Origin of the sequence: Streptomyces olivaceoviridis (assembly GCF_014650115.1) — a bacterium.
GTDB classification, from domain to species: Bacteria; Actinomycetota; Actinomycetes; order Streptomycetales; family Streptomycetaceae; genus Streptomyces; species Streptomyces olivaceoviridis.
In genome coordinates, this window is record NZ_BMUI01000057.1 from 1 (window position 1) to 22,302 (window position 22,302).

A 22,302-nucleotide genomic window follows, 5' to 3' on the forward strand; every position below is an offset into this window, starting at 1 on the left:
GTGGAGATCAGCACCCAGAGCATCTGGTACCAGTAGAAGAACGGGATCCCGATGAACGCGGGATCCGTCTTGGCGTACGAGCCGACCCACAGCATCGCCACGAAGGGCGCGACGAGACACAGGGCGATGATCACCCGGACCGGTGTCACCACCGGTGGTCTCACTTCAGGCGTTTCCGACATGCCACGGGCTCCGTCCCCTCGCTGATCACCTGTGTAATGAGCAGGCAATCTAGGTGACGCTGTCGCGAGAGTGGAAGACCTCGTCCGCATATCGGTATATCGATTCGGCGAAGGTGCCGGGCACCGGCCGGCCGGCGCCTACTCCACCGGTCGCTTGAGCCGGGCCACGAACTTGTAGCGGTCCCCGCGGTACACCGACCGCACCCACTCCACCGGCTTGCCCTCTCGGTCCAGCGAGTGCCGGGAGAGCATCAGCATCGGCAGGCCCACGTCGGTGCCGAGCAGCCCCGCCTCGCGCGGCGTGGCCAGGGAGGTCTCGATGGTCTCCTCGGCCTCGGCGAGGTGGACGTCGTAGACCTCGGCGAGCGCGGTGTACAGGGACGTGTACTTCACCAGCGAGCGCCTGAGGGCCGGGAAGCGCTTGGCCGACAGGTGGGTGGTCTCGATGGCCATCGGCTCGCCGTTCGCCATGCGCAGCCGCTCGATGCGCAGCACGCGCCCGCCGGCCGTGATGTCGAGCAGCTCGGCCAGCCGGTCGTCGGCGGTGACGTACCCGATGTCCAGCAGCTGCGAGGTCGGCTCCAGGCCCTGCGCGCGCATGTCCTCCGTGTAGGAGGTGAGCTGTAGCGCCTGGGAGACCTTGGGCTTGGCCACGAAGGTGCCCTTGCCCTGGATGCGTTCGAGCCGCCCCTCCACGACCAGTTCCTGAAGGGCCTGGCGGACCGTGGTGCGGGAGGTGTCGAACTCGGCGGCCAGCGTGCGCTCGGGCGGGACCGGGGTGCCCGGCGCCTGCGTCTCCGTCATGTCGAGCAGGTGCTTCTTCAAGCGGTAGTACTTCGGCACGCGCGCGGTACGGGTGGTGCCGGCCTCGTTCTCCGCACTGCTGACGTCGGTGCTCATGCTCTGCCTTCCCGGCTCCGAATGCCGAAAGTGACCGACATCCCCATCGGCCCACGGCTCACATCGTGGCACGGGTTGTTGTGTCAGCACTCCACCCGCACGCTCCGTGATCTCCTCTATATACCGTTGCGCCCGCTGTTGGTCTAGTCCATCGGGAGGGTGAGCCCGGCGGGCCGCGGGGTCGGGGCCGCCCTCCCGTCGGGCGCTCCCGGCTAGATCCCCTGCCAGTCCGGCTTGTTGGCGTAGGTGTGCCGGAAGTAGTCGGCCAGCTTCAGCTTGGACGCGGCGGCCTCGTCCGCGACCACCGTGGCGTGCGGGTGGAGCTGGAGCGCGGAGGCCGGGCAGACGGCCGCGACGGGGCCCTCGACGGTCGCGGCGACCGCGTCCGCCTTGCCCTCGCCGGTCGCCAGCAGCACCAGGTGGCGGGCCTCCAGGATCGTCCCGATGCCCTGGGTGATGACGTGGTGCGGGACCTGCTCGATGTCGCCGTCGAAGAAGCGGGCGTTGTCGATGCGGGTCTGCTCGGTCAGCGTCTTGATCCGGGTGCGCGAGGCGAGCGAGGAGCACGGTTCGTTGAACCCGATGTGCCCGTCGGTCCCGATGCCGAGCAGTTGCAGGTCCACGCCGTCGGCCTCGGCGAGCGCGCGGTCGTACGCCTCGCACGCCGCCTGGACGTCCTCGGCCGTGCCGTCCGGCCCCATGAACGCGTCCATGCCCATGCCCAGCGGCTCCAGCACCTCACGGCGCAGCACCGAGCGATAGGACTCGGGGTGGTCGGCGGGCAGCCCCACGTACTCGTCGAGCTGGGCGATCCGCGCCCGTGAGGCGTCCACGGCACCGGAGCGCACCTTGGCGGCCAGCGCCTGGTAGACGGGCAGCGGGGTGGAGCCGGTGGCCACGCCGAGCAGGGCGTCGGGCTTGCGTCGCAGCAGCTGTGCCATGGCCTCGGCGATCAGCTCGCCACCCGCCGCGGCGTCCGGAACGATGACAACTTCCACGCTGGGCCTGCCGTTCTGAAGAGGGCTCTGTGCGTCTCTATGTGGTTTAGACCAATCTAACAGTATCGATGTTCGGGAGCGCGGGGAAGACGGGGAGGAACGGGCGGAAGGAGGGGGTGGGGGAGGGGCGGAGGGGTGCCCGGGAGGGAGGCCGTAGGGAGGTCAGGGGGCGGTCGGGGGCAGAGGCCGGGGGGAAGCCGGGGAGCGGCCGGGGAGAGAGGCCAGGGAGTCCTCAGGTGAGGGAGCCTCCCGTCGCGTCCAGCCAGTGCCCGGTCACCCAGCGGCCGTCCTCCGAGATCAGGAAGGCCACCGCGTCGGCGATGTCCGCCGGGGTGCCCACCCGGCCCAGCGCCGAGTAGTCGGCCGCCCGCTGCCACGCCTCGTCGCTCGCGCGCAGCCAGGGGGCGTTGACGTCGGTGTCCACGATGCCGGGCGCCACCGAGTTCACCGTGATCCCGCGGGGGCCGAGCACCTTGGACAGGTCCCGGGTGAAGACGTCCAGGGCTGCCTTCGTCATCGAGTACGCCATCAGGTCGGGCATGGCGGCGGTCCGGGAGAGGCCGGACGATATGGTCACCACCCGCCCGCCGTCCCGCACTCGCTCCGCCCCGAGCCGGGTGAGGAAGAACGGGGCCTTCACGTTCACCGCGAAGAGGCGGTCGTACTCCTCCTCGTCGATCTCCGCGAACGGGCGGGTGGTGCCGATGCCCGCGTTGTGCACGAGGATGTCCAGCCCGTCCGCGTGCCGGTCGAACTCCGCCCACAGCCGCTCGGCGTCCCCGGGCGCCCCCAGCTCCACCCCGAGCGCGAACGCCGAGCCGCCGGCCGCCTCGATCGCCGCGACCGTCTCCTTCGCGGCGGTCTCGTTCCGTCCGTAGTGCACCGCCACCCGTGCCCCGTCGCGCCCCAGCCGCTCGGCGACCCCCCGGCCGATGCCCCGGCTCGCGCCCGTGACCAGCGCCGTCTTCCCCTTGAGCACGCCCATGTCTGCCCCCTCCAGATTTGTCTAGCGGTCGCTACAGAAAAACCGTACACCAGCCCGCCGACAATTTTCTAGGGGGCGCTATAAAATAGGCCCATGGCGATGGATCAGGACACGCGGGCGCAGGGCGGCACGGGCCGGACGCGGGGCAGGCCGCGCTCCTTCGACCGGGCCACCGCGCTGGAGAAGGCGCTGATGGCCTTCTGGGAGCGCGGGTACGAGGCCACCTCGGTCTCCGACCTCACCCGGCTCATGGGCATCGGCACGCCCAGTCTGTACGCGGCCTTCGGTGACAAGCGGACTCTCTTCGACGAGGTCGTCCGGGTCTACGCCGGCTCGCACGGCGCCTTCACCGACCGCGCCCTCGCCGAGGAGCCCACGGCCCGGGCGGGCGTCGCCCGCATGCTCCGCGAGGCCGCCGCGGAGTACACCGACCCCGCCCACCCGCACGGCTGCCTGATCGTCCACGCGGCCACCAACTGCACCACCCCCGAGGTGGAGGCGCTGCTGCGGGACATGCGCAACGCCGCCATCACCGCCGTCGAAGACCGGATCCGGGCGGACATCGCGGCCGGGCTGCTGCCGGCCGGCACCGACGCCGCCGCCCTCGCCCGGCACACCGGCGCGATGATCCAGGGCATGTCCCAGCAGGCCCGGGACGGCGCACGCCGGGAGGAACTGGAAGCACTCGCGGAAATTGCCATGACCATCTGGCCCCACTGCTGACCCGCTCGGGCTAGGCTGCCTGGCATCGCGTGCCGGCGCCCCTAGGCCCTGTCGTCAAACTCCCGCCTGCCGCGCGACGCCATGCACGCACTCTCGCCGCACCGGGCCCCGACCCAAGTACATCCAGTACGAGGGCCAGGGCCCGGCACTCCCCCAGCCTTCGGCCGGGGGGACCCCCAGAGCACGCACCTGACGCCGCGCGGCCCGCCCTCCGGGCGGACGACGGGAGTTTGACGACAGGACCTAGCGGCGCGGACGCCTCCGCACCATGGACACGCCGTCGTGGTCTAGTCCACAATCGAGAACAACACGCTTCCGCCCTCCCCGCACAGGAAGGCGGATCGAGGAACCGGCGCTCTCTGCCCTGACTGCCCCGGCTCCTCGGCCTTCGGCCGACCGGGACCGCACACCCCACGGCCGATGATGCTCCGGGCTGCGGTGCCGGGAGGGTTGAGGGTCCCTTCCAGGCGCCGCGGCCCGCGGGTGTTTTTCGGCCACCCGCGAGGCCCCGGGTACGCTCGCAGACGTGCCCTCCATGAACGAACTCGTACGCCAGCACACCGCCCTCGACGACTCCGACCTGGAGTGGCTCCACCTGCTGGTCTCGGAGTGGCAGCTGCTCTCCGACCTCTCCTTCGCCGACCTGGTGCTGTGGGTCCCCACCCGGGACGGCACCCGGTACGTCTCGGTCGCCCAGATGCGCCCCAACACCGGCCCGACCTCCTACCAGGACGACATGGTCGGCCACCTGGTGCCGCGCGGCCGGCGGCCCATGCTGGACGCGGCCCTGGACGAGGGCCGGATCGTGCGCGAGGGCGACCCGGAGTGGCGCGAAGAGGTCCCCGTGCGGGTCGAGTCCATCCCCGTACGGCGTGAGGGCCGCGTCCTCGGCGTGATCGCCCGGAACACCAACCTGCTCACCGTGCGCACCCCGAGCCGTCTGGAGCTGACCTACCTCCAGAGCGCCTCCGACCTCGCGCAGATGATCGCGGCCGGCGCCTTCCCCTTCCCGGACCAGCAGGTCGACATGGACGCCTCCCCGCGCGTCGGCGACGGCCTGATCCGGCTCGACGCGGACGGCATAGTCCAGTACGCCTCCCCGAACGCCCTGTCCGCCTACCACCGGCTCGGCCTCGCCGCCGACCTCGTCGGCCACCACCTCGGACAGACCACCGCCGAGCTCGCCCCGACCCGGGGGCCGGTGGACGAGGCACTGGCCAAGGTGGCCAGTGGCTGGGCGCCGCGCGAGTTCGAGATCGAGGCCCACGACGGGGTCATCCAGTTCCGGGCCATCCCGCTCAAACCCAAGGGCACGCGCATCGGTTCGCTGGTGCTGCTCCGGGACGTCACCGAACTGCGACGCCGCGAACGCGAGTTGATCACCAAGGACGCCACCATCCGGGAGATCCACCACCGGGTGAAGAACAACCTCCAGACGGTGGCCGCCCTGCTCCGGCTCCAGGCCCGGCGCATCGAGTCCGAGCGCGGCCGGGAGGCCCTGGAGGAGGCGGTCCGCCGGGTCGGCTCCATCGCGATCGTTCATGAGACGCTGTCTCAGAACCTGGACGAGCGGGTGGAGTTCGACGACATCGCCGACCGGGTGCTGGCGATGGTCGCCGAGATCTCGCCGGGCAAGGTGGCCGGTCGGCGCAGTGGACGGTTCGGCATACTCGACGCCGAGGTCGCCACCCCGCTGTCCATGGTCCTCACCGAGGTTCTTCAGAACGCCCTGGAGCACGGCTTCCGTGAGGGCGACACCGGCACGGTCGAGGTCTCGGCGGTGCGTGGCGGCACCACCAAGGAGGCCCGGCTGCTGGTCACCGTCCAGGACGACGGGGTCGGACTGCCCGAGGGCTTCGACCCGCACCGTTCGGGCAACCTCGGCTTGCAGATCGTACGGACGCTGGTGGAGGGCGAATTGGGCGGCTCGTTCGACATGGTGCCGGCGCCGGAGCGCGGGACGCGGGTGATCCTCGACATTCCGGTGCGAGCGCAGAAGTGAGCGGGCGGGCCCGGCGCGCCAGGTGAGGGACGCACGCCGGGGGAGTGTGCGCCGGGAGCGGGCGCAGGGGGGCGGACGCCGGGGAGCCGGCGCAGCAAAAAGCCCCGGACCGCGTTGGTCCGAGGCTGATGCTCGTTGCTGCTCTGCTTGTATCGCTAAGCGCATCGGGGGAACTGCGCGCTGCGGCTCGGGGGCGGGAGATGCGTACGTGCTGTGCGCGCCGCCAAGCTCAGGCTGTCAGCAGGGGTGGGTATGTCAGGCGGAGGCCTGACGAGCCCGGTTGCGAGCGGCGCGGCGCTTCATGGCGCGGCGCTCGTCCTCGCTGAGACCACCCCAGACGCCGGAGTCCTGACCGGACTCAAGCGCCCACTGCAGACACTGCTCGATCACCGGGCAGCGACGGCAGACGGCCTTGGCTTCCTCGATCTGCAGCAGCGCAGGACCGGTGTTGCCGATGGGGAAGAAGAGCTCGGGGTCTTCCTCGCGGCAAACGGCGTTGTGACGCCAGTCCATGGCTGCTACCTCTCCTTGGTATTACGTGCAGGTTGCTTGTGAATGTGAACGCTTTCACGAATCCCTCAACAAGTGAAGGGCCGACCGCCGAGTCTTCACCCGGCGTGGTCCTGTGTTTGAAGAGGGGTTCTGGTGATCAGCGGAGGCCGGTGTTGCGGGCCGTCCCGATCGCCACGTAGAGACTCGCAAACCTCAGCGGCGGATACAACCCCTTCCTGAAGATTTTTTTTGATTCCTCGGTGTCGACTAGGTCACAGCCGTACTTCCATGGGGTGGACCCTGGTCTAAACGTTCGAGTGAAAGGACTTTCGCCCGTTCCGCTCACACAATCACACGCAGTGCACGGCGTACGCCTGTGAACGTCACGCTCGTACGCAGCCCGAGATGGTCACCGTCCATCTGAAGGGGGAGAGGCACCTTCGAATGCAAGGTGAACTGGTCCAGGTCGTGCAGGGAGACGGCGTGCCTCCCCTGCGGTCCCCGCTCGGGGGACGAAGTGAGCAACTGGGTGCCATACCGGGCAACCGCGGCCGTGGACAGGCGGCTGAGGCCGAGCACGTCGATGCCTGTATCGAACGAAGCCTTAGGCGACGTGTACATCGGGCGATTGCCGAGATACGTCCACGGGGACGTGTTCGAGACTATGGCGACGACCAGATCCTCGATCGGGTCCTCTCCGGGCTGTTCGAGCGTGATCGTGCCGTGCCGGCGGTTCGGCTCGCCGAGGAACTGCCGGACCACCTGCCGGACGTACAGCGCGTGCGTCGACTTCTTCCCGCGCTCGCGCTGCTGCTCGACCCGGCCCACCACGCCCGCGTCGAAGCCGAGCCCGGCGTTGAAGGTGAACCAGCGGGCCGGCACCGCCTCGTCCTCGGTGCCCGGCGTGCCCGAGGTCAGGCCGAGGCCGACGACCCGCTCGGTCCCGTCGCGCAGCGCGTCCAGCAGTGCTCCGGTGGCCTCGACGGGGTCGTTGGGCAGGCCCAGCGCGCGGGCGAAGACGTTCGTGGAGCCGCCGGGGACGACGGCGAGACCGGGGAGGCGGTCCGGGGCGGGACCGGCGTGCAGGAGGCCGTTGACGACCTCGTTGACCGTGCCGTCGCCGCCGAGCGCCACCACCAGGTCGATGTCGTTGCTCTCCGCCGCCTGCCGGCCGAGGTCGCGAGCGTGGCCGCGGTACTCGGTGGTGACGGCCTCCAGCTTCATCTCGCTCGCCAGCGCATGGATCAGTACGTCACGTCTGCGTGCACTTGTAGTGGTTGCCGCCGGATTGACCACGAGAAGTGCACGCATGCATGGCAGCGTACCTACTGGGTGGTACTCGGCCCAGGCCGAGTTAGGGATCCGGTAAGAGAGCGGGGCGTGAGCCTGGACACTCGGGGGCGCGGGGCGCGGCAGCGCGCCGGAGGGGGAGGGCTACCCTGCTGAGGTGAGCAGTCAGCAGAATCCCGCCCCGCACACCGCCGAAGCCGTCGCGGCCGACGCGACCGACCCGGCCGCCGGGCCGCGTCCACGCCGGCTGACGTGCGCGGCGGCGCTGGCCGCGCTGGAGGGCGCGGCGCTGGTCGCCGGCGGCCTGTGGGTGCTCGTCCTCGGGCTCACCAGCGACCCGGACGACCGGCAGCAGGCCGTGACCCTGGGCATCACCCTGGTCGTCCTCGCGTTGCTGCCGCTGCTCGCCGCGCGTGGTCTGCTGCTGCGGCGCGGCTGGAGCCGGGGGCCCGCGCTGATCACCCAGCTCATGGCCCTTCCCGTGGCCTACAACCTGCTCCGGGCCGACAGCATGGCCATTCCGGCCGGTATCGCGCTCGGGCTGGTCGCTGTGGTGACGCTGGTGCTCCTCGTCAACGGAGAGACGACCCGGGCCCTCGGGATCAAGGGACCGGGCCGGGGCGAGTAGGGCTCACCGGGCGGGGCCTGTTCTGGCAGAGCCTCGCCGAGCAGGGCTCACTCCTCGCTCACTCCCGGCCCACTCTCGCTCACTCCTCCACGAGGAGCTTCTCGCGGAGCTGGGCCAGGGTGCGGGCCAGCAGGCGGGAGACGTGCATCTGCGAGATGCCGACCTCCTGCGCGATCTGCGACTGGGTCATGTTCCCGAAGAAGCGCAGCAACAGGATCCGCTTCTCGCGCGGCGGCAGGTCCTCCAGCAGCGGCTTGAGGGACTCGCGGTACTCCACGCCCTCCAGCGCCTCGTCCTCGGCGCCCAGGGTGTCGGCGACCGCCGGTGACTCGTCGTCCGTGTCGGGGACGTCCAGGGACAGCGTGGAGTACGCGTTCGCGGACTCCAGGCCCTCCAGGACCTCCTCCTCGGAGATGGCGAGCTTCTCGGCCAGCTCGTGGACCGTCGGGGACCGGCCGTGCAACTGGGACAGCTCGGCCGTCGCGGTGGTCAGCGCGAGCCGCAGTTCCTGGAGCCGGCGCGGCACCCGGACCGCCCAGCCCTTGTCGCGGAAGTGCCGCTTGATCTCGCCGACGACGGTCGGTGTGGCGTAGGTGGAGAACTCCACGCCACGCTCGGGGTCGAACCGGTCGACGGACTTGATGAGACCGATCGTCGCGACCTGGGTGAGGTCGTCCAGCGGCTCGCCGCGGTTGCGGAACCGGCGTGCCAGGTGCTCCACGAGCGGCAGGTGCATACGGACCAGCTGGTTGCGCAGCTCCGCGTACTCCGTGCTGCCTGCCGGCAGCGTGCGCAGCTCGACGAACATCGCCCGCGCCCCGCTGCGGTCCTGGGCGTCGTGCTGAACGGCCTGCACGGCCTCCTTGCCCAGCGCGTCGTCCTCGGCGTATCGCTCGTGCTCGCTCATCGTCCCGCCCGTAGCCCTTCCCCGAGCCCTGGCCCCCGCGCGGACGGTGGGTCCGGCGCCGCCGCGTGCCGTCGGCGGCGTGCCCGTGGCACCGTCACCGTCGACCTGCGCGGAGTCGTCCTCCGGGTGCGGTCTGGCCTGCTCGGGGATGCCGTCGATGCCGTCCGCCATGCGCCGGGAACCGTCCCGGGGGCCTGCCCCGGAGGTCTCGGCATCGCCCGACCAGGAGGCACCCCCGCCCCCGGTCGGCAGCTCCCGTGTGCCGCGCTCTTCGTCCCGCACCGGCCCGTCCCCGTTCCTCACGCCGGCCCGGGGCCGGCGCCACGCTGTTTGTAGAGGCTGATCGACACCGTCTTGTCCTCGTCCACGGCGGACGAGACCTTGCCCGCGAGGGCCGACAGCACGGTCCAGGCGAAGGTGTCCCGCGAGGGGGCGTGGCCGTCCGTGGTCGGCGCCGACACCGTGACTTCCAGTGAGTCGTCGACGAGCCGGAAGACACAGCTGAGCACCGAGCCGGGCACGGCTTGCTGGAGCAGGATCGCGCAGGCCTCGTCCACGGCGATGCGCAGGTCCTCGATCTCGTCCAGGGTGAAGTCCAAGCGGGCCGCGAGACCGGCCGTGGCCGTCCGCAGCACCGACAGGTAGGCACCCGCAGCCGGCAGCCGGACTTCCACGAAGTCCTGGTTCGCCACGGGCTCGCCTGCGATCTGGGACACCCTCACCTCCATGGTGGTACAAGCTTTACGGGGCCGAGGGTCGCCCCCCGGGGTAACGCGCGAGTGGTTCAAGCGGTGACGCTATCGCGCTCCGAACGTTTCTGTCCCCGGGACCCCAACCCCCTGGCGTCACTCACAGTAAAGCTGTGGATACGCTCCGTGTCTAGGGGGTTTGCGGGCCCAAATGGGAAGAGCGCGCGCCGGGTTGACGTACCCAGACGTCAGACGCTCGAACCGTCGTGCGGCAGCCGCCGCATGCAGTGTCACACGAGAACCCGGTCGGACGGGACGCTCTCGCGGAGAACGCTCTCGACAGACGCGGTCGAAGGGCGGTCCGGGACGGTGCGAGCACGCCCGGAAACGGCCGGGACAGGCTCAGACGAGGACGTGGTCCACGAAGCACCACCGCCAGTCCTCACCCGGCTCGAAGGTCCGCATCACCGGATGACCGGACTGCGCGTGGTGCTCCGTCGCGTGCCGTCCCGGCGAGGAGTCGCAGCAGCCGATGTGGCCGCAGGTGAGGCACAGCCGCAGCTGGACCGGGTTCGTACCGTCCCGCAGGCACTCCGGACAGGTCTCGTCGAGCGGCTCCGGTTCGGGGTGCGGCAGCGCGTCGGCATGCGTGCACTGTTTCATGATTGCCAGATTACGACGGTTGTGCGGGTTGCCGCGCGAAAGATGAGGGTGGGCGAAAACCATGGACGTGATGCCACTGCTGTTGCTGGTGGCGGGCAGTGCCGCGGTGGCAGCCGCGGCCCGGCGTACCCCGGCGCCGGCGCCCCTGCTGCTGGTCGCGGTCGGTCTGGCGGTCTCGTACATCCCCGGTGTGCCGTCCTACACCCTCGATCCGCACATCGTCCTGCCGCTGCTGCTGCCCCCGCTGCTGTACACCTCGGCGAGCGACAGCTCCTACCTCGACCTGCGGGCACAGATGCGGCCGGTGGCGCTGCTCTCGGTGGGATACGTGCTCTTCGCGACCGTGGTCGTCGGCTGGGCCGCCTACCTGATCATCCCCGGACTGTCGCTGACCGCGGCACTGGTGCTGGGCGCGGTGGTCGCACCGCCGGACGCGGTCGCCGCCACGGCGGTCGCGCGCAGGGTGGGACTGCCGTCCCGGATCACCACCATCCTCCAGGGCGAGTCCCTGCTGAACGACGCCACGGCGATCACCGCCTACAAGGTGGCGCTCGGCGCCGCCGTCGGGGAGGGGGCCACCTGGGGAGGCGGCATCCGCGAGTTCGCGCTCGCCGCGGTCGGCGGGGTCGGGATCGGTCTCGTCCTCATGGCGCCCCTGCACTGGCTGCGCACGCACCTGACCGAGCCCCTCCTCCAGAACACGCTCTCCCTGCTCATCCCGTTCGTCGCCTACGGGGTCGCCGAGCAGGCGCACGCCTCCGGGGTGCTCGCGGTGGTGGTCGTCGCCCTCTACCTCGGCCACCGCGCGTGGGAGGTCGACTTCGCCACCCGTCTCCAGGAGGGCGCGGTGTGGAAGATGGTCGCCTTCGTGCTGGAGTCCGCGGTGTTCGCCCTGATCGGCCTGCAACTGCCGATCGTCCTGAAGCGGCTCGGGAAGTACGAGGGCACCTCCGCCGCCTGGTACGCGGTCGCCGTCTTCCTGGTCGTGGTGGTGGCCCGGTTCGTCTGGGTCTACCCGGCCACCTTCCTGCCCCGGATCCTGTCGACGCGCATCAAGGAGCGCGAACAGAACCCCACCTGGCGGGGCGCGATGGTCACCTCGTGGGCCGGCATGCGGGGCGTCGTCTCCCTGGCCATCGCCTTCGCCATCCCGCCGACCATGCCCGCCGGACCGCGCAACCTGATCCTCTTCCTGACCTTCACCACCGTCATCGGCACCCTCGTCGTGCAGGGCGTGACACTGCCGCCGCTGATCCGGCTGCTGAAGTTCCCCGGCCGCGACCGGCAGGCCGAGACGCTCGCCGAGGCCAACGCGCAGGCCCAGGCCTCCCGGGCCGCCGAGGCCCGGCTCGACGAACTCCTCGCCGACGAGCGCAACACCCTGCCGCAGCCGCTCGCCGACCGGCTCCGCATGGTCCTGGAGCGCCGCCGCAACGCCGTCTGGGAACGGCTCGGACAGGTCAACCCGATCACCGGCGAGTCCGTCGACGACACCTACCGGCGGCTGTCCCGCGAGATGATCGGCGCCGAGCGCGAGGTCTTCGTCAGGCTCCGCGACCTGCGCTACATCGACGACGAGATGCTGCGCGCCCTGCTCAGACGCCTGGACCTGGAGGAGGCGGCGGCCTACCGGGAAGCCGGTTAGCGCTCCGGGGCGGCTGCCGCGGGTTCCGGGAACGGCCGTCCCGTGACGACGGCGGCGATCGTCGTCCCGCGCGCGAAGGCGTTCTCTTCCGCCAGGGCGACCAGTCCGAACAGCAACTTGGCGACATAAAGGCGCTCCACGGGCAGCCCGTGCCGCTGCTCGAAGTCCTGTGCGAACGCCTCCAGTTCCGGTGTCGTACGGGCGTAACCACCGCAGTGGAAACGGTCGTCCAGGGACCAGGTGCCGCTGCGGGCGCCGAAGGCACGTTCTTGCAGCGCCTCTACGTCGGCCTCCAGGAAGCCGCCCTTCAGGACCGGTACGCCGAGCGCGCGCTGGCCGGCCGAGAGTCCGGCGGCGAGGCCGGCGAGGGTGCCGCCGGTGCCGCAGGCGACCGCGACGACGTCGGCCCGGCCGCGCAGTTCCGTGCCGAGGGCGCGGCAGCCGCGTACCGCCTCGGCGTTGCTGCCGCCCTCGGGGACGACGTACGCGTCCTCTGCGCCGGCCGCGCGCAGGATCCCGGCCAGGGTCTCCGGATCGGTCTTGTGGCGATATGTCGATCTGTCGACGAAGTGCAACCGCATGCCGTCGGCCGCGCACCGGGCCAGGGACGGGTTGAGGGGGCGGTCGGCCAGCTCCTGGCCGCGCACCACGCCCGTGGTCGGCAGGCCCAGCAGGCGGCCCGCGGCGGCGGTGGCCCGCAGGTGGTTGGAGTAGGCCCCGCCGAAGGTGACCAGGGCGCGCCCCTCGGCCGCCGCGATGTTGGGCACCAGCTTGCGCCACTTGTTGCCGATCAGCTGCGGGTGGATGAGATCGTCCCGCTTGAGCAGCAGCCGGAGCCCGCGGCGCTCGAACCGGCCGTCCCGCACCTCGTGCAGGGGCGAGGGGAGGCGGGGGCTGAGCGGGTCGGGACTGGACACGGCTTCATTGTCGCCCGGTGCGGGCGCTGGACGGGGCGGGGTCGCTCGCCGGTGCCGGCGGGGTGCCGCTGGGCGGGCCGAAGGGGGCGGGCGGAACCGCGCGACCGGCCACGGCGGACCGGCGACCCGGGGACGGCCCCACCCCGCGCCGCTAATCCTTCAGCCGTTCCCGCACCCGCTCCCTCAGCCAGGACATCTCGAAGCCCCGGGGGTCCACCTTCCCCGGCTGCCACTCCCGGTGGCCGATGACCGACCGTTCCGTCCACCCGTGGTGCCGGCACAGCGCCGCGGCGACCCGCTCGATCGCCTCAAGCTGTTCGTCCGGCCACGGATCCTCCCCGTCGCCGAGGTTCTCGCACTCGAAGCCGTAGAAGTACCGGTTGCCGTCGGTGTTCGCCTCGTTGTCCGGCGGCAGCCCCTTCTCGGCGATCACCGCGCGCAGCACCTCGTCGTCCCCGAGCCCGGCGTGGTTGGCGCGGCCGTAGCCGACCAGGTGGACCGTGCCGTCCTTGGTGATCACGCCGTGGCACAGCGGCCCCGGCAGGTCGGGGTGGCCGTCCCGGCACACCTCCACCGTGTGCGCGCTGCCCTTGGTCACCGTGTGGTGGATCATCACGCCGTGCACCGGCCCCCAGGGGCCCTTGTGATTGCGGTTGTGGTGCTGCCAGTCGCCGACCTCGACGACCGTGACGCCCTCCGCCCTGAGCGCGTCCAGAAATCCGCTCGCCGACATGGGTGGGGCCATGCCCGACTCCTTCGTGCCGTGCCCGTGCTGCCGCCGGTCGCGGCTGCCGGATGTCCTGCCTGCTTCTACCGAAACCGGACCTCCCGGAACACATCGTTCGTACGGTGTGCGAGCCGATCCGGACAGACGGGGGCATGCCGTGCGGGCCGGGACGAGGTCCCCCATCGTGCCCAGTAATCCGATGATCCATTCCCCTTCTTTCGGGTAATGGCGCGCACACGCTCCGTGCTGGGACGCTCGATGCGAGACCGGTGCCCGGTGCACTTCGGCACCGGGCATACATGGGAGGTCATTTCTCTATGTCGGTAGGCGAAGAGGTCCGCACGGATCAGGGCAGGCCGCAGCAGTCCCTCGGGACGGCGGCCGCGCGGAACCTGGCCACCACCACCAAGTCCGCTCCGCAGATGCAGGAGATCAGCTCCCGCTGGCTGCTGCGCACGCTTCCCTGGGTGGACGTCCAGGGCGGCACGTACCGGGTGAACCGGCGTCTCACGTACGCCGTCGGCGACGGCCGGATCACCTTCGTGAAGACCGGTAACCAGGTGGAGGTCATCCCGGACGAACTGGGCGAGCTGCCGGCCCTGCGGTCGTACGAGGACGAGGAGGTGCTGGCCGAACTGGCCCGCCGCTGCCGGCAGCGCGACTTCGCGCCCGGCGAGGTGATCGCCGACTTCGGCAACCAGACGGACGAGGTCTACCTGCTCGCCCACGGCCGGGTGGAGAAGGTCGGCACGGGTCCCTACGGCGACGACGCCGTGCTCGGTGTCCTCGCCGACGGCGCCTACTTCGGCGACCAGGCGCTGCTGGACCCGGAGGCGATCTGGGAGTACACCGTCCGCGCGGACACCTCGACCACGGTGCTGATCCTCAGCCGCCAGGACTTCCAGCAGGTCGCGGAGCGCTCCGACTCGCTGCGCGCGCACCTGGAACGGCTGCGCTCGATCCCCGAGCAGCGGACCAACAAGTACGGGGAGAAGGAGGTCGAGCTGGCGGCCGGCCACTCCGGCGAGCCCGACATCCCGCACACCTTCGTGGACTACGAGCCACGGCCCCGCGAGTACGAACTGAGCATCGCCCAGACCGTGCTGCGCATCCACTCGCGCGTGGCCGACCTCTACAACCAGCCGATGAACCAGACCGAGCAGCAGTTGCGGCTCACGGTCGAGGCGCTGAAGGAGCGTCAGGAGCACGAGCTGGTCAACAACCCGGAGTTCGGTCTGCTCAGCAACTGCGAGTACGACCAGCGGATCCAGCCGCACGACGGCGTGCCGAGCCCGGACGACCTGGACGAGCTGCTCAGCCGCCGTCGCGGCACCAAGCTCCTCCTGGCCCACCCGCGCGCCATCGCCGCGATCGGGCGCGAGCTGAACAAGCGGGGGCTCGTCCCGGAGACCATCGACATCGCCGGCAACCGCATCCCCACCTGGCGCGGGGTGCCGATCTACCCGTGCAACAAGATCCCGATCAGCGAGGCCCGCACGACCTCCATCATCGCCATGCGTACCGGCGAGGCCGACCAGGGCGTCATCGGCCTCAGGCAGTCCGGCATCCCGGACGAGATCGAGCCGAGCCTGTCCGTCCGGTTCATGGGCATCAACGAGCAGGCCATCATCAAGTACCTGGTGACGGCCTACTACTCGGCCGCGGTGCTGGTGCCCGACGCCCTCGGCGTGCTGGAGAACGTCGAGATCGGTCGATGGAGGTGACGTCTCCGCACGTCGCGGCCGTGTCCCCGCCCCCCGGGGCGGGTAGGCCCTCGGGGTACGCGTCCGGCCGGACCGGTGACGTCGTACTCCGCGGACCTGGCGAGGGGGAGGCATGGCCGAGTTCATGACGGAGACCGAAGAGCGTTCCTCCGGTGTGCCGCGTCCCGGCACACCGGGGGAGCCACCCGAGGAGGCCGGGGACGCCGCCGCCGGTCCGCTCGACGGACACGAGGCGGCGGCCCAGCTGGAGCGCGCCCGGGCGCTGGTCGACCCGGAGCTGCGCGCGGCCGTGGAGTCGCTGCCCGGTTCCATGCGCCGGATCGCGAGCTACCACTTCGGCTGGCAGCACGCCGACGGCACCCCGGCGGCGGGCAACGCGGGCAAGGCGATCAGACCCGCGCTCGTGCTGGCGGCTGCCGCCGCGCTCGGTGGTCCGGCGGCCCGGGCGGCAGCCGTCCCGGCGGCAGCGGCGGTCGAACTGGTCCACAACTTCACGCTGTTGCACGACGACGTGATGGACCGGGACGCCACCCGCCGCCACCGGCCGACGGCCTGGACCGTGTTCGGCGACGCCGACGCGATCCTCGCCGGGGACGCACTCCAGGCGCTGGCCCTGCGGCTGCTCGCCGAGGCTCCGCACCCGGCCTCCGTGCCGGCCGCGGCCCGGCTCGCGGCCTGTGTGGTGGAGCTGTGCGAGGGCCAGCACGCCGACACCGACCTGGAGCGGTGCGCGCCGGACGCGGTCACCCTGGACGAGGTGCTCGCGATGGCCGAGGCCAAGACCGGTGCTCTGCTGGGCTGTGCCTGCGCGCTCGGCGCGCTGTACGCGGGCGCGGGCGAGGAGGAGGTGGCCGCGCTCGACGGCTTCGGCCGGCAGGCCGGGCTCGCCTTCCAGCTCATCGACGACGTCATCGGCATATGGGGAGACCCGCGGCACACCGGCAAGCCGGCCGGCGCGGATCTCGCCGCCCGCAAGAAGTCCCTGCCGGTGGTGGCGGCGCTCACCTCCGGCACCCCGGCGGCGGCCGAGCTCGCCGCGCTGTACGGGACGCCGTACCGCGAGGAGGAGGCGGAGGCGGGGGAGATCGCGCGTACGGCGCTGGCGGTGGAGCGGGCGGGCGGCCGGGACTGGGCGCAGGCCGAGGCGGCCGACCGGATGGCCCGGGCCATGCAGGAGCTGGCCCGAGCGGTCCCCGACCCCGAGGCGGCGGGCGGTCTGCTGGCGCTCGCCGAGTTCGTGACCCGGCGCACCAGCTGAGGGCCGCCCGTCCCGGCGGCCGAGCAGAACCCGGAGTCCCCGGGCCCGTGCGGCTCCTGACCCCGCACGGTCATCGGGGGCTCCGGCCAGGCGGCCCCCGCACACTCCCACAGGGTGCGGGGGCCGCCGATCCCTCGGCGACGGACGTCGAGGCCGTCGCGGGAAGGAGCGCGGAAAGGAGCGTTGCGGGCACCACCGATCTACCCTGAGGACATGGACAGCGAGGAACACGTCTGTCCCGTCTGCGGACAGCCCGTGGAAACGGTCGTCAAGCGGCACAAGACCCTGGGCGCCTGGGTGCCGGTCTGGGGCCCCGGTCCCTGCCGCGACTCCGACTGCGCGGCGTACGCCGAGACCGGCCCCCGGCCCGCCGGGCAGGAGCGTTCCGCCGGTGCGCGGGCCAGGCCGGGCGGCGGCAGCGGTCCGCAGGACCCGTCGGCGGCGGGCACCGGGAACAGCGCCGGCTGAGCACGTCGTCTGAGCATGCCGTCTGAGTACAGGGGGCGGGCGGGGCGCCGTAGCGTGGGCGCATGCCGAAACTGCCGTACATCCTGCACATCACCGAGCGCTCCCTGTGGGAGGCGGCGCGCGAGCGCGGCGCCTACGAGATGTCCACCCGGGGCCGCACCCTCCACCAGGAGGGTTTCATCCACTGCTCCACCCGCGAGCAGCTCCCGCGCATCGCCGACTTCCTCTACGGCGGTTACGACGGCCCGGACGAGCTGGTCGTGCTGGTCGTGGACCCGGCGCGGGTCGGGGCGCCGGTGAAGTACGAGTCCGTCGAGCCGGGCGGGGAGGAGTTCCCGCACGTGTACGGGCCCGTACCGGTCGAGGCGGTGGTGGACGTGGAGTCGTGGGGCTGAGACGGTACGTGCCGCCGGCCGGATCGCGTACCACCGTTCAGTGGGCGCCGTCGCGCACCGGGACCGCACCCAGCTCCTCGTGCCGCGCTCGGACGGCGGTGATGTCCGCGCAGGCCAGGTCGAGGTGAGCGGAGGCAGGGCGCTCCTCGTCGAGCCGCTTCCGGTCAGCGCGGCCCAGAACGCGGACTCGGCGTCGTACCGGTACGGCGGGATGTAGAGGGACACCTGGTCCAGGCGGGCACCGCCGTCGCCCTCGGTGACGCCCTGGAGCTTCACAACGGGGTCCGCCCTCTCGGGCAGCAGGGTCACGAACTGGCCGTGCTCGCCACGGAACGCGGAGAGCCGGGTGCCGATGACGGCCGTCCAGAAGGCGCACGCCTCCGTCAGCGGGCAGCGTTCAGCCCGTGGGGCGTTCGAGGAAGCGGAGCTGGTTGCCGGCCGGGTCCCTGAAGGCGCAGTCGCGCACCCCGTACGGCTGGTCCATCGGCTCCTGGAGGACGTCGGCGCCGGACTCGCGTACCCGCTCGTACAGCGCGTCGCAGTCGGGCGTGGTGAAGATGACGCCGCGCAGCAGGCCCTTGGCGAGGAGTTCGTTGAGCGCCTGCTTGTCGGCGGGGGAGGCGTCAGGGCTCGCGTCCGGCGGCTCCAGGACGATCTCCACGTCGGGCTGGAGCGGAGAGCCCAGGGTCACCCAGCGCATCCCCTCGAAGCCCACGTCGTTGCGGATCTCCAGACCGAGCACATCGCGGTAGAAGGCGATGGCCTTGTCGTGGTCGTCCACGGCAAGGAAACACTGCGCGAGTTTCACGTCCATGGACTCACCCTAGAGCCGAGGGACGGGGTCGCGCCTCAGTACGGGCGGCGGCGCGGCCGGGTCAGCCTGCGGGCCACACAGGGCGGGATCGCCGCGGTCTCCTCGTGATCGCGGGCGCGGTAGGCGCTCGGCGTCTCGCCGATCAGCTCGGTGAACCGGGAGCTGAAGGAGCCGAGCGAGGTACAGCCGACGGCGAGGCACACCTCGGTCACGCTGAGATCGCCCCGGCGCAGCAGCGCCTTGGCCCGCTCGATCCGCCGGGTCATCAGGTAGCTGTACGGCGTCTCCCCGAACGCCTTGCGGAAGCTGCGCTGGAAGTGGCCCGGGGACATGAGGGCGTCACGGGCCAGCTCGGTCATGTCGAGCGGCTCGGCGTACTCGCGGTCCATGCGGTCACGCACGCGTCGCAGCCGTCTGAGGTCCTCCAGGGCGGTCACCCGCTCAGCTTGGCACGGACGGTGCCGCAGAGTCCCACGGGTTCGACGGATGCTGCTCCTCCGGTTGTCCGGGCACCGGCCCGCCCTTGCCTGCCCTGGGGCTCGCGGCGTCCTCGTCCGGTCCCCGCACGTGCCGACAGGCTCGCTCGTACACTCCTGACGTGGCATTCATGAGCACCCCGCACTGCTGCTTCCTGTGATCGGAAGGCGTTGAGGGCGATACCGAACGGCATCGCCCTCCTTGGTGTGCCTGCTGCGTGAACCACGTTCCAACGCTGCTCGCTTCTTCCTGAGGCAGCGACGCTCCGAGCGCGCGCAGGCACGGTCCTTCCCTTCATTTCGCCAGGAGTCCTCGTGCCCGTGTCGCTTCCCCCTGCCCTCGAACTCTCCCTCGACCTGCTGCGCTGCCCAACGTGCCGCACGCGCCACCTGCACCCCGAACACGGCGCACTGCGTTGTCCGGTGGGCCACACCTTCGACATCGCCCGCCACGGCTACGCCGGCCTGCTGACGGGCACCCGCGCCACCAGCGGTGACGATGCGGTCATGGTCCAGGCCCGGGACCGGTTCCTGTCCACCGGCACCTACGCGCCCATCCGCCACGTCGGGGCCGACCTGGCCGCCGACGCCGTGTCCGAGCAGGCCACGGTCGTGGACGTGGGGTGCGGCACCGGCTACTACCTGGCCGGCGTACTCGATCAACTGCCGGGCGCCCGTGGTCTGGGGCTGGACACATCGGTGCGCGCGCTGCGCTCGGCAGCCCGCGCCCACGACCGAGCCGCCGCGGTGGCCTGGGACGTCTTCCGTTCCTTCCCGCTGGCCGACGGGGTGGCCGATGTCGTGCTGAACGTGTTCGCCCCGCGCAACCCGGCCGAGTTCCACCGGGTGCTGTGCCCAACCGGCCGGTTGATCGTGATCCGTCCCACCGGGCGGCACCTGGCCGAGCTGCGGGGCCGGTTGCCCGGGATGGTCACGATCGACCCGGCCAAGGAACAGCGCCTGCACCGGGCGCTGGACCCCTTCTTCGAGGCCGCCGTCACCGAACAGGTGGAGTACTCCGCGACCCTGACCAGGCCGGATGCCGTGGATCTGATAGCGATGACACCGAGCGCGCGCCACGTAAGCAGCGCGGACCTGAACGATGACGGTCTCCTGCCCGATCAGGTCACCGTCTCCGTGCTCGCCACCGCCTACCAGCCTCGGTGACCACGTGCGGGCGCATGCGAGTTGCTGACCGACGAACAGTGGCCTGCTACCCCCGAGGCGGTTCCGAGCGGGAGACCTTGATGGCGAGGGCGCCGAGGGCCTCCTTCTCGGGTGGGTAGATGGCGCGGATGTTGCTGAGCTGCTGGTCGCGGGTCGCGGTGGGGTCGACGTTGAAAGGTCCTTCACCGTCGAGCAGGGCTTCGAAGTCGGGGTACTCCGTGACCCGCTCGACCTTCACCTCGCAGGTCTCGTCGGTGCCCTTGACGTGGAAGCGGATGGTGTCGCCGGCGGCGAGGTCGGCGAAGTGCGGGTATTTCACCCGCACCTCGATGGTCTTGGTGCCCGCGGCGACGAGGTCGAAGTACCGGCGGTAAAGGTCGAGCTCGTGGACCCGAGCGGTGGTGTCGCTCATGGCGCGGGGATGCTCCTAGTGGCCGGTGCGGTCATCAAGCGGCCGATCTCGCTCGCCGAGTAGGCGCGGAAGAAGTGGCGGGGGTTGGACAGCGAGGTATCGGTCATGGACAGCAACTGCTCGGCGTACTCCGGAACGGTTCCGGGCCACTGCCGGGTATCTTCGCCATTCCGGTCGCCAAGCAGTTCGCGTCCGCTGTGATCACGCCTGCCGATCCACGCCCGTCTGCGGCCGGGTGAAGAAGACCGCACCCGGTCCGTCAGGACGCCGTGGGTGGCGGGCTGGGGGCCGGGCGCGGTCGGGGAGATGCTGCGATCGCAGGAACCGCAGTTCAGAAGGCGTGAGGAGAGATCAGGCCTTCTTGGTCTCCTAGTAACGGGGCGGGTCGGTGACCTGCGGCGATGCTGGCTGCAGGTCGCTGACCTGGCCTTTTGGTGATGGGTGGCGATGGGGTGTGACGGTCACGATCGGGTGTCCTGCGGACTGTGTGCGGACTGAGATTCATTCTTGCCGACCTGGATCGGGCGGCCGAGGGCGAGACCGATTGCGCGTAAGGCCGGCGTGTGCGGCCACTGGAGCCAGTGCTGCTCCGCCCAGGCTGGAGTGGGTGCCCAGCCTGTTCCGATGGGCGGCTTTCTGACGCCATTGCGCTGCCTGCGACATACCGCGCCGGAGTGCGAGATGCGGCCGCAGCCAAGACGCGACGCTGTGCCGATCGCAGCTGAGCTCCGGGGAGGAAGGTTTGGGACTTCCCTAGAGGCATGCCGAGCTACAGTGCGTACTTTTCTGTGGATGCCAGATGGCGGGTATTAATTCCAGTTCCGCATTTGAGGCAGTACTCGGTTCTTTCGATGATGGAGACTTCCACGTAATCAGCGGTTTCGTTGTCGAGTCCATAGGTTGTGCTCAGTGTGTCGAGGAGGAAAGTCACGTTCTGACATGCTTGGCAGCGGTTAGTTGCTTCTTCGATTTTCTCTGGGTAGAGCAGAGCGAGTGAGAGGTTTATCCCCGAGTTGGACCAGAAGCTATGGCAGAAGCGGCATCTCGCGCTTTTGATGTCGTCTAGGACGAGGGCCCTCTTGTCGCACCTGGGGCAGTGCACGACTAGGTCGGTTTCTTTGAGATCTCGCGTCACGCGTCGGAGGCGCTGGTCGGCTAGCTTCTCGATAGCCTGGAGTTTCTTTCGGATTTCATCGATGAGTTCGTGGTAGACGTCGAACTCGTCACTGTCGGGATCTGGTCCGACCCAGCCGACAATGAAATCGATGAGGAAGTCGAGAACGTCAATGGCGACCGCCCTGACTGCATTGGAAGACTCCAGCTTCGCACCGTAATGCTGGAGCTGGTTCCTGTGCCTGGAAAGCCTCTTTATTCTTCCTTTTGATTTCTCCGGGATCGAGATCCCGGAGATCTTCTCTAGGCGCTCCATTGCGCCCTCAAGTGTGCAGCTCTCGAAGTCGCCTGAATCGTAGCTATCTCGGCTGGCGAGTCCGGGGTTTTTGAATACCAGGCTCCAGTGCTCTTCGGTCAGTCTGACTTTGAGGAGCACCTCGGCTGCGGCCTGCAAGTGTAGGACGGCGTATTTTAGGGAGTTCTCCCCTTCTTCGTTGGTTAGTTGATCTACGGCACTGCTCAAGAAGTCCATTCCGTTGAGAATTGGCGGAAAGTGGAAACCCTGGTCTGCTCTCATTGAGGCGGCGATCTCCTTGCGCCTAGGGATTTGGGGCCTTCCTAATTCCCTTGCAGGATCATGCCACTTTCATGGCGGGCAGGTATGCGTTTTTCGCCTAGCCTCGATCTTTCGTGACGGTCTGCCGACGGAGTCGGCAGACCGTTTCGC

At 70.3% G+C, this 22,302-nt stretch carries 24 protein-coding genes and 1 pseudogene; 9 read left to right on the top strand and 16 right to left on the bottom strand.

The genetic code is table 11. From position 1 onward, the window contains the following. The 4 genes from IE273_RS41745 to IE273_RS41760 all read right to left on the bottom strand — a co-directional run. The coding region (locus IE273_RS41745) for a DUF3311 domain-containing protein (RefSeq protein WP_189820329.1) at nucleotides 1-182 on the bottom strand (182 nt) is incomplete at its 3' end. A 138-nt stretch (nucleotides 183-320) separates the two neighbouring features. Further along, the gene (locus IE273_RS41750) at nucleotides 321-1,082 is read right to left on the bottom strand and encodes a GntR family transcriptional regulator (protein ID WP_058081861.1); all 762 of its coding nucleotides are present in this window, start codon (nucleotides 1,080-1,082) and stop codon (nucleotides 321-323) included. Nucleotides 1,083-1,294: 212 nt separating this feature from the next. Further along, on the bottom strand, nucleotides 1,295-2,080 hold the full coding sequence (nagB, locus tag IE273_RS41755) for a glucosamine-6-phosphate deaminase (protein ID WP_189820330.1): 786 nt from the start codon (nucleotides 2,078-2,080) through the stop codon (nucleotides 1,295-1,297). Nucleotides 2,081-2,312: 232 nt separating this feature from the next. Then, nucleotides 2,313-3,065 carry an SDR family oxidoreductase gene (locus IE273_RS41760; protein WP_189820331.1) on the bottom strand — a complete coding sequence of 251 codons (753 nt, stop codon included), beginning with the start codon at nucleotides 3,063-3,065 and terminating at the stop codon, nucleotides 2,313-2,315. A 93-nt stretch (nucleotides 3,066-3,158) separates the two neighbouring features. Between IE273_RS41760 and IE273_RS41765 the strand changes: the two genes are divergently transcribed. After that, a complete protein-coding gene (locus tag IE273_RS41765; protein ID WP_189820332.1) occupies nucleotides 3,159-3,788 on the top strand; it encodes a TetR/AcrR family transcriptional regulator in 630 nt (209 codons plus the stop codon). Nucleotides 3,789-4,314: 526 nt separating this feature from the next. Beyond that, complete coding sequence (locus tag IE273_RS41770) at nucleotides 4,315-5,790, top strand: sensor histidine kinase (protein WP_189820333.1); 1,476 nt, start codon at nucleotides 4,315-4,317, stop codon at nucleotides 5,788-5,790. 255 nt (nucleotides 5,791-6,045) lie between these two features. Here the strand turns inward: IE273_RS41770 and IE273_RS41775 are convergent, their stop codons facing one another. Further along, nucleotides 6,046-6,303 (bottom strand): WhiB family transcriptional regulator, encoded by a 258-nt coding sequence (locus IE273_RS41775; RefSeq protein ID WP_003992873.1) that lies wholly within the window; start codon nucleotides 6,301-6,303, stop codon nucleotides 6,046-6,048. A gap of 321 nt (nucleotides 6,304-6,624) precedes the next feature. After that, nucleotides 6,625-7,593: a diacylglycerol/lipid kinase family protein gene (locus IE273_RS41780; RefSeq protein WP_189820334.1), complete on the bottom strand. Its 969-nt coding sequence runs from the start codon at nucleotides 7,591-7,593 to the stop codon at nucleotides 6,625-6,627. Between the two features lie 136 nt (nucleotides 7,594-7,729). Between IE273_RS41780 and IE273_RS41785 the strand changes: the two genes are divergently transcribed. Then, a complete protein-coding gene (locus tag IE273_RS41785) occupies nucleotides 7,730-8,200 on the top strand; it encodes a hypothetical protein (RefSeq protein WP_189820335.1) in 471 nt (156 codons plus the stop codon). A 79-nt stretch (nucleotides 8,201-8,279) separates the two neighbouring features. On the opposite strand, the gene IE273_RS41790 is transcribed toward IE273_RS41785, so the two are convergent. From IE273_RS41790 to IE273_RS41800, 3 genes are all read right to left on the bottom strand, one after another. Then, nucleotides 8,280-9,389, bottom strand: a complete 1,110-nt coding sequence (locus tag IE273_RS41790; protein WP_189820336.1) for an RNA polymerase sigma factor SigF — start codon at nucleotides 9,387-9,389, stop codon at nucleotides 8,280-8,282. A 17-nt stretch (nucleotides 9,390-9,406) separates the two neighbouring features. After that, entirely contained in the window at nucleotides 9,407-9,823 is a 417-nt protein-coding gene (locus IE273_RS41795) for an ATP-binding protein (protein ID WP_189820337.1), read from the bottom strand. Nucleotides 9,824-10,198: 375 nt separating this feature from the next. Next, the gene (locus IE273_RS41800; RefSeq protein WP_103812520.1) at nucleotides 10,199-10,459 is read right to left on the bottom strand and encodes a UBP-type zinc finger domain-containing protein; all 261 of its coding nucleotides are present in this window, start codon (nucleotides 10,457-10,459) and stop codon (nucleotides 10,199-10,201) included. Nucleotides 10,460-10,520: 61 nt separating this feature from the next. Here IE273_RS41800 and IE273_RS41805 point away from each other — a divergent pair, with 61 nt between their 5' ends. Further along, nucleotides 10,521-12,104: a Na+/H+ antiporter gene (locus tag IE273_RS41805; protein ID WP_189820338.1), complete on the top strand. Its 1,584-nt coding sequence runs from the start codon at nucleotides 10,521-10,523 to the stop codon at nucleotides 12,102-12,104. On the opposite strand, the gene IE273_RS41810 is transcribed toward IE273_RS41805, so the two are convergent. Further along, on the bottom strand, nucleotides 12,101-13,021 hold the full coding sequence (locus tag IE273_RS41810; protein ID WP_189820339.1) for a 1-aminocyclopropane-1-carboxylate deaminase/D-cysteine desulfhydrase: 921 nt from the start codon (nucleotides 13,019-13,021) through the stop codon (nucleotides 12,101-12,103). The two genes, IE273_RS41805 and IE273_RS41810, sit on opposite strands and share 4 nt — an antisense overlap. Nucleotides 13,022-13,172: 151 nt before the next feature. Then, on the bottom strand, nucleotides 13,173-13,766 hold the full coding sequence (locus tag IE273_RS41815) for an N-acetylmuramoyl-L-alanine amidase (RefSeq protein WP_189820340.1): 594 nt from the start codon (nucleotides 13,764-13,766) through the stop codon (nucleotides 13,173-13,175). A 299-nt stretch (nucleotides 13,767-14,065) separates the two neighbouring features. On the opposite strand from IE273_RS41815, the gene IE273_RS41820 reads away from it, so the two are divergent. From IE273_RS41820 to IE273_RS41835, 4 genes are all read left to right on the top strand, one after another. After that, on the top strand, nucleotides 14,066-15,472 hold the full coding sequence (locus IE273_RS41820; RefSeq protein ID WP_189820341.1) for a family 2B encapsulin nanocompartment shell protein: 1,407 nt from the start codon (nucleotides 14,066-14,068) through the stop codon (nucleotides 15,470-15,472). Nucleotides 15,473-15,584: 112 nt separating this feature from the next. Further along, entirely contained in the window at nucleotides 15,585-16,730 is a 1,146-nt protein-coding gene (locus IE273_RS41825) for a family 2 encapsulin nanocompartment cargo protein polyprenyl transferase (protein ID WP_189820342.1), read from the top strand. A 213-nt stretch (nucleotides 16,731-16,943) separates the two neighbouring features. Next, the gene (locus IE273_RS41830) at nucleotides 16,944-17,198 is read left to right on the top strand and encodes a hypothetical protein (RefSeq protein WP_189820343.1); all 255 of its coding nucleotides are present in this window, start codon (nucleotides 16,944-16,946) and stop codon (nucleotides 17,196-17,198) included. Nucleotides 17,199-17,260: 62 nt separating this feature from the next. After that, nucleotides 17,261-17,593: a DUF952 domain-containing protein gene (locus IE273_RS41835; RefSeq protein ID WP_189820344.1), complete on the top strand. Its 333-nt coding sequence runs from the start codon at nucleotides 17,261-17,263 to the stop codon at nucleotides 17,591-17,593. Between the two features lie 40 nt (nucleotides 17,594-17,633). Here the strand turns inward: IE273_RS41835 and IE273_RS44495 are convergent. The 3 genes and pseudogenes from IE273_RS44495 to IE273_RS41850 all read right to left on the bottom strand — a co-directional run. After that, nucleotides 17,634-17,980: pseudogene (locus IE273_RS44495) on the bottom strand (VOC family protein); the annotation flags it as partial. A gap of 10 nt (nucleotides 17,981-17,990) precedes the next feature. Then, nucleotides 17,991-18,407 (bottom strand): VOC family protein, encoded by a 417-nt coding sequence (locus IE273_RS41845; protein ID WP_132788597.1) that lies wholly within the window; start codon nucleotides 18,405-18,407, stop codon nucleotides 17,991-17,993. A gap of 35 nt (nucleotides 18,408-18,442) precedes the next feature. After that, on the bottom strand, nucleotides 18,443-18,844 hold the full coding sequence (locus IE273_RS41850) for a helix-turn-helix transcriptional regulator (RefSeq protein ID WP_189820346.1): 402 nt from the start codon (nucleotides 18,842-18,844) through the stop codon (nucleotides 18,443-18,445). A gap of 354 nt (nucleotides 18,845-19,198) precedes the next feature. On the opposite strand from IE273_RS41850, the gene IE273_RS41855 reads away from it, so the two are divergent. Beyond that, nucleotides 19,199-20,050: a methyltransferase domain-containing protein gene (locus IE273_RS41855; protein ID WP_189820347.1), complete on the top strand. Its 852-nt coding sequence runs from the start codon at nucleotides 19,199-19,201 to the stop codon at nucleotides 20,048-20,050. 46 nt (nucleotides 20,051-20,096) lie between these two features. Here the strand turns inward: IE273_RS41855 and IE273_RS41860 are convergent, their stop codons facing one another. Both IE273_RS41860 and IE273_RS41865 read right to left on the bottom strand, forming a co-directional pair. Next, nucleotides 20,097-20,462, bottom strand: coding sequence for an ASCH domain-containing protein (locus IE273_RS41860; protein ID WP_189820348.1), 366 nt, complete (start codon nucleotides 20,460-20,462; stop codon nucleotides 20,097-20,099). A 769-nt stretch (nucleotides 20,463-21,231) separates the two neighbouring features. Beyond that, entirely contained in the window at nucleotides 21,232-22,152 is a 921-nt protein-coding gene (locus IE273_RS41865) for a hypothetical protein (RefSeq protein WP_189820349.1), read from the bottom strand. Nucleotides 22,153-22,302 lie beyond the last annotated feature (150 nt).

What these genes read in the sequence shown, in the direction of transcription:
- IE273_RS41750 (WP_058081861.1), bottom strand. Translation starts at nt 1,082, where the DNA reads ATGAGCACCGACGTCAGCAGTGCGGAGAACGAGGCCGGCACCACCCGT.
- IE273_RS41760 (WP_189820331.1), bottom strand. Translation starts at nt 3,065, where the DNA reads ATGGGCGTGCTCAAGGGGAAGACGGCGCTGGTCACGGGCGCGAGCCGG.
- IE273_RS41765 (WP_189820332.1), top strand. Translation starts at nt 3,159, where the DNA reads ATGGCGATGGATCAGGACACGCGGGCGCAGGGCGGCACGGGCCGGACG.
- IE273_RS41775 (WP_003992873.1), bottom strand. Translation starts at nt 6,303, where the DNA reads ATGGACTGGCGTCACAACGCCGTTTGCCGCGAGGAAGACCCCGAGCTC.
- IE273_RS41780 (WP_189820334.1), bottom strand. Translation starts at nt 7,593, where the DNA reads ATGCGTGCACTTCTCGTGGTCAATCCGGCGGCAACCACTACAAGTGCA.
- IE273_RS41800 (WP_103812520.1), bottom strand. Translation starts at nt 10,459, where the DNA reads ATGAAACAGTGCACGCATGCCGACGCGCTGCCGCACCCCGAACCGGAG.
- IE273_RS41805 (WP_189820338.1), top strand. Translation starts at nt 10,521, where the DNA reads ATGGACGTGATGCCACTGCTGTTGCTGGTGGCGGGCAGTGCCGCGGTG.
- IE273_RS41815 (WP_189820340.1), bottom strand. Translation starts at nt 13,766, where the DNA reads ATGGCCCCACCCATGTCGGCGAGCGGATTTCTGGACGCGCTCAGGGCG.
- IE273_RS41820 (WP_189820341.1), top strand. Translation starts at nt 14,066, where the DNA reads ATGTCGGTAGGCGAAGAGGTCCGCACGGATCAGGGCAGGCCGCAGCAG.
- IE273_RS41825 (WP_189820342.1), top strand. Translation starts at nt 15,585, where the DNA reads ATGGCCGAGTTCATGACGGAGACCGAAGAGCGTTCCTCCGGTGTGCCG.
- IE273_RS41830 (WP_189820343.1), top strand. Translation starts at nt 16,944, where the DNA reads ATGGACAGCGAGGAACACGTCTGTCCCGTCTGCGGACAGCCCGTGGAA.
- IE273_RS41835 (WP_189820344.1), top strand. Translation starts at nt 17,261, where the DNA reads ATGCCGAAACTGCCGTACATCCTGCACATCACCGAGCGCTCCCTGTGG.
- IE273_RS41845 (WP_132788597.1), bottom strand. Translation starts at nt 18,407, where the DNA reads ATGGACGTGAAACTCGCGCAGTGTTTCCTTGCCGTGGACGACCACGAC.
- IE273_RS41860 (WP_189820348.1), bottom strand. Translation starts at nt 20,462, where the DNA reads ATGAGCGACACCACCGCTCGGGTCCACGAGCTCGACCTTTACCGCCGG.
- IE273_RS41865 (WP_189820349.1), bottom strand. Translation starts at nt 22,152, where the DNA reads ATGAGAGCAGACCAGGGTTTCCACTTTCCGCCAATTCTCAACGGAATG.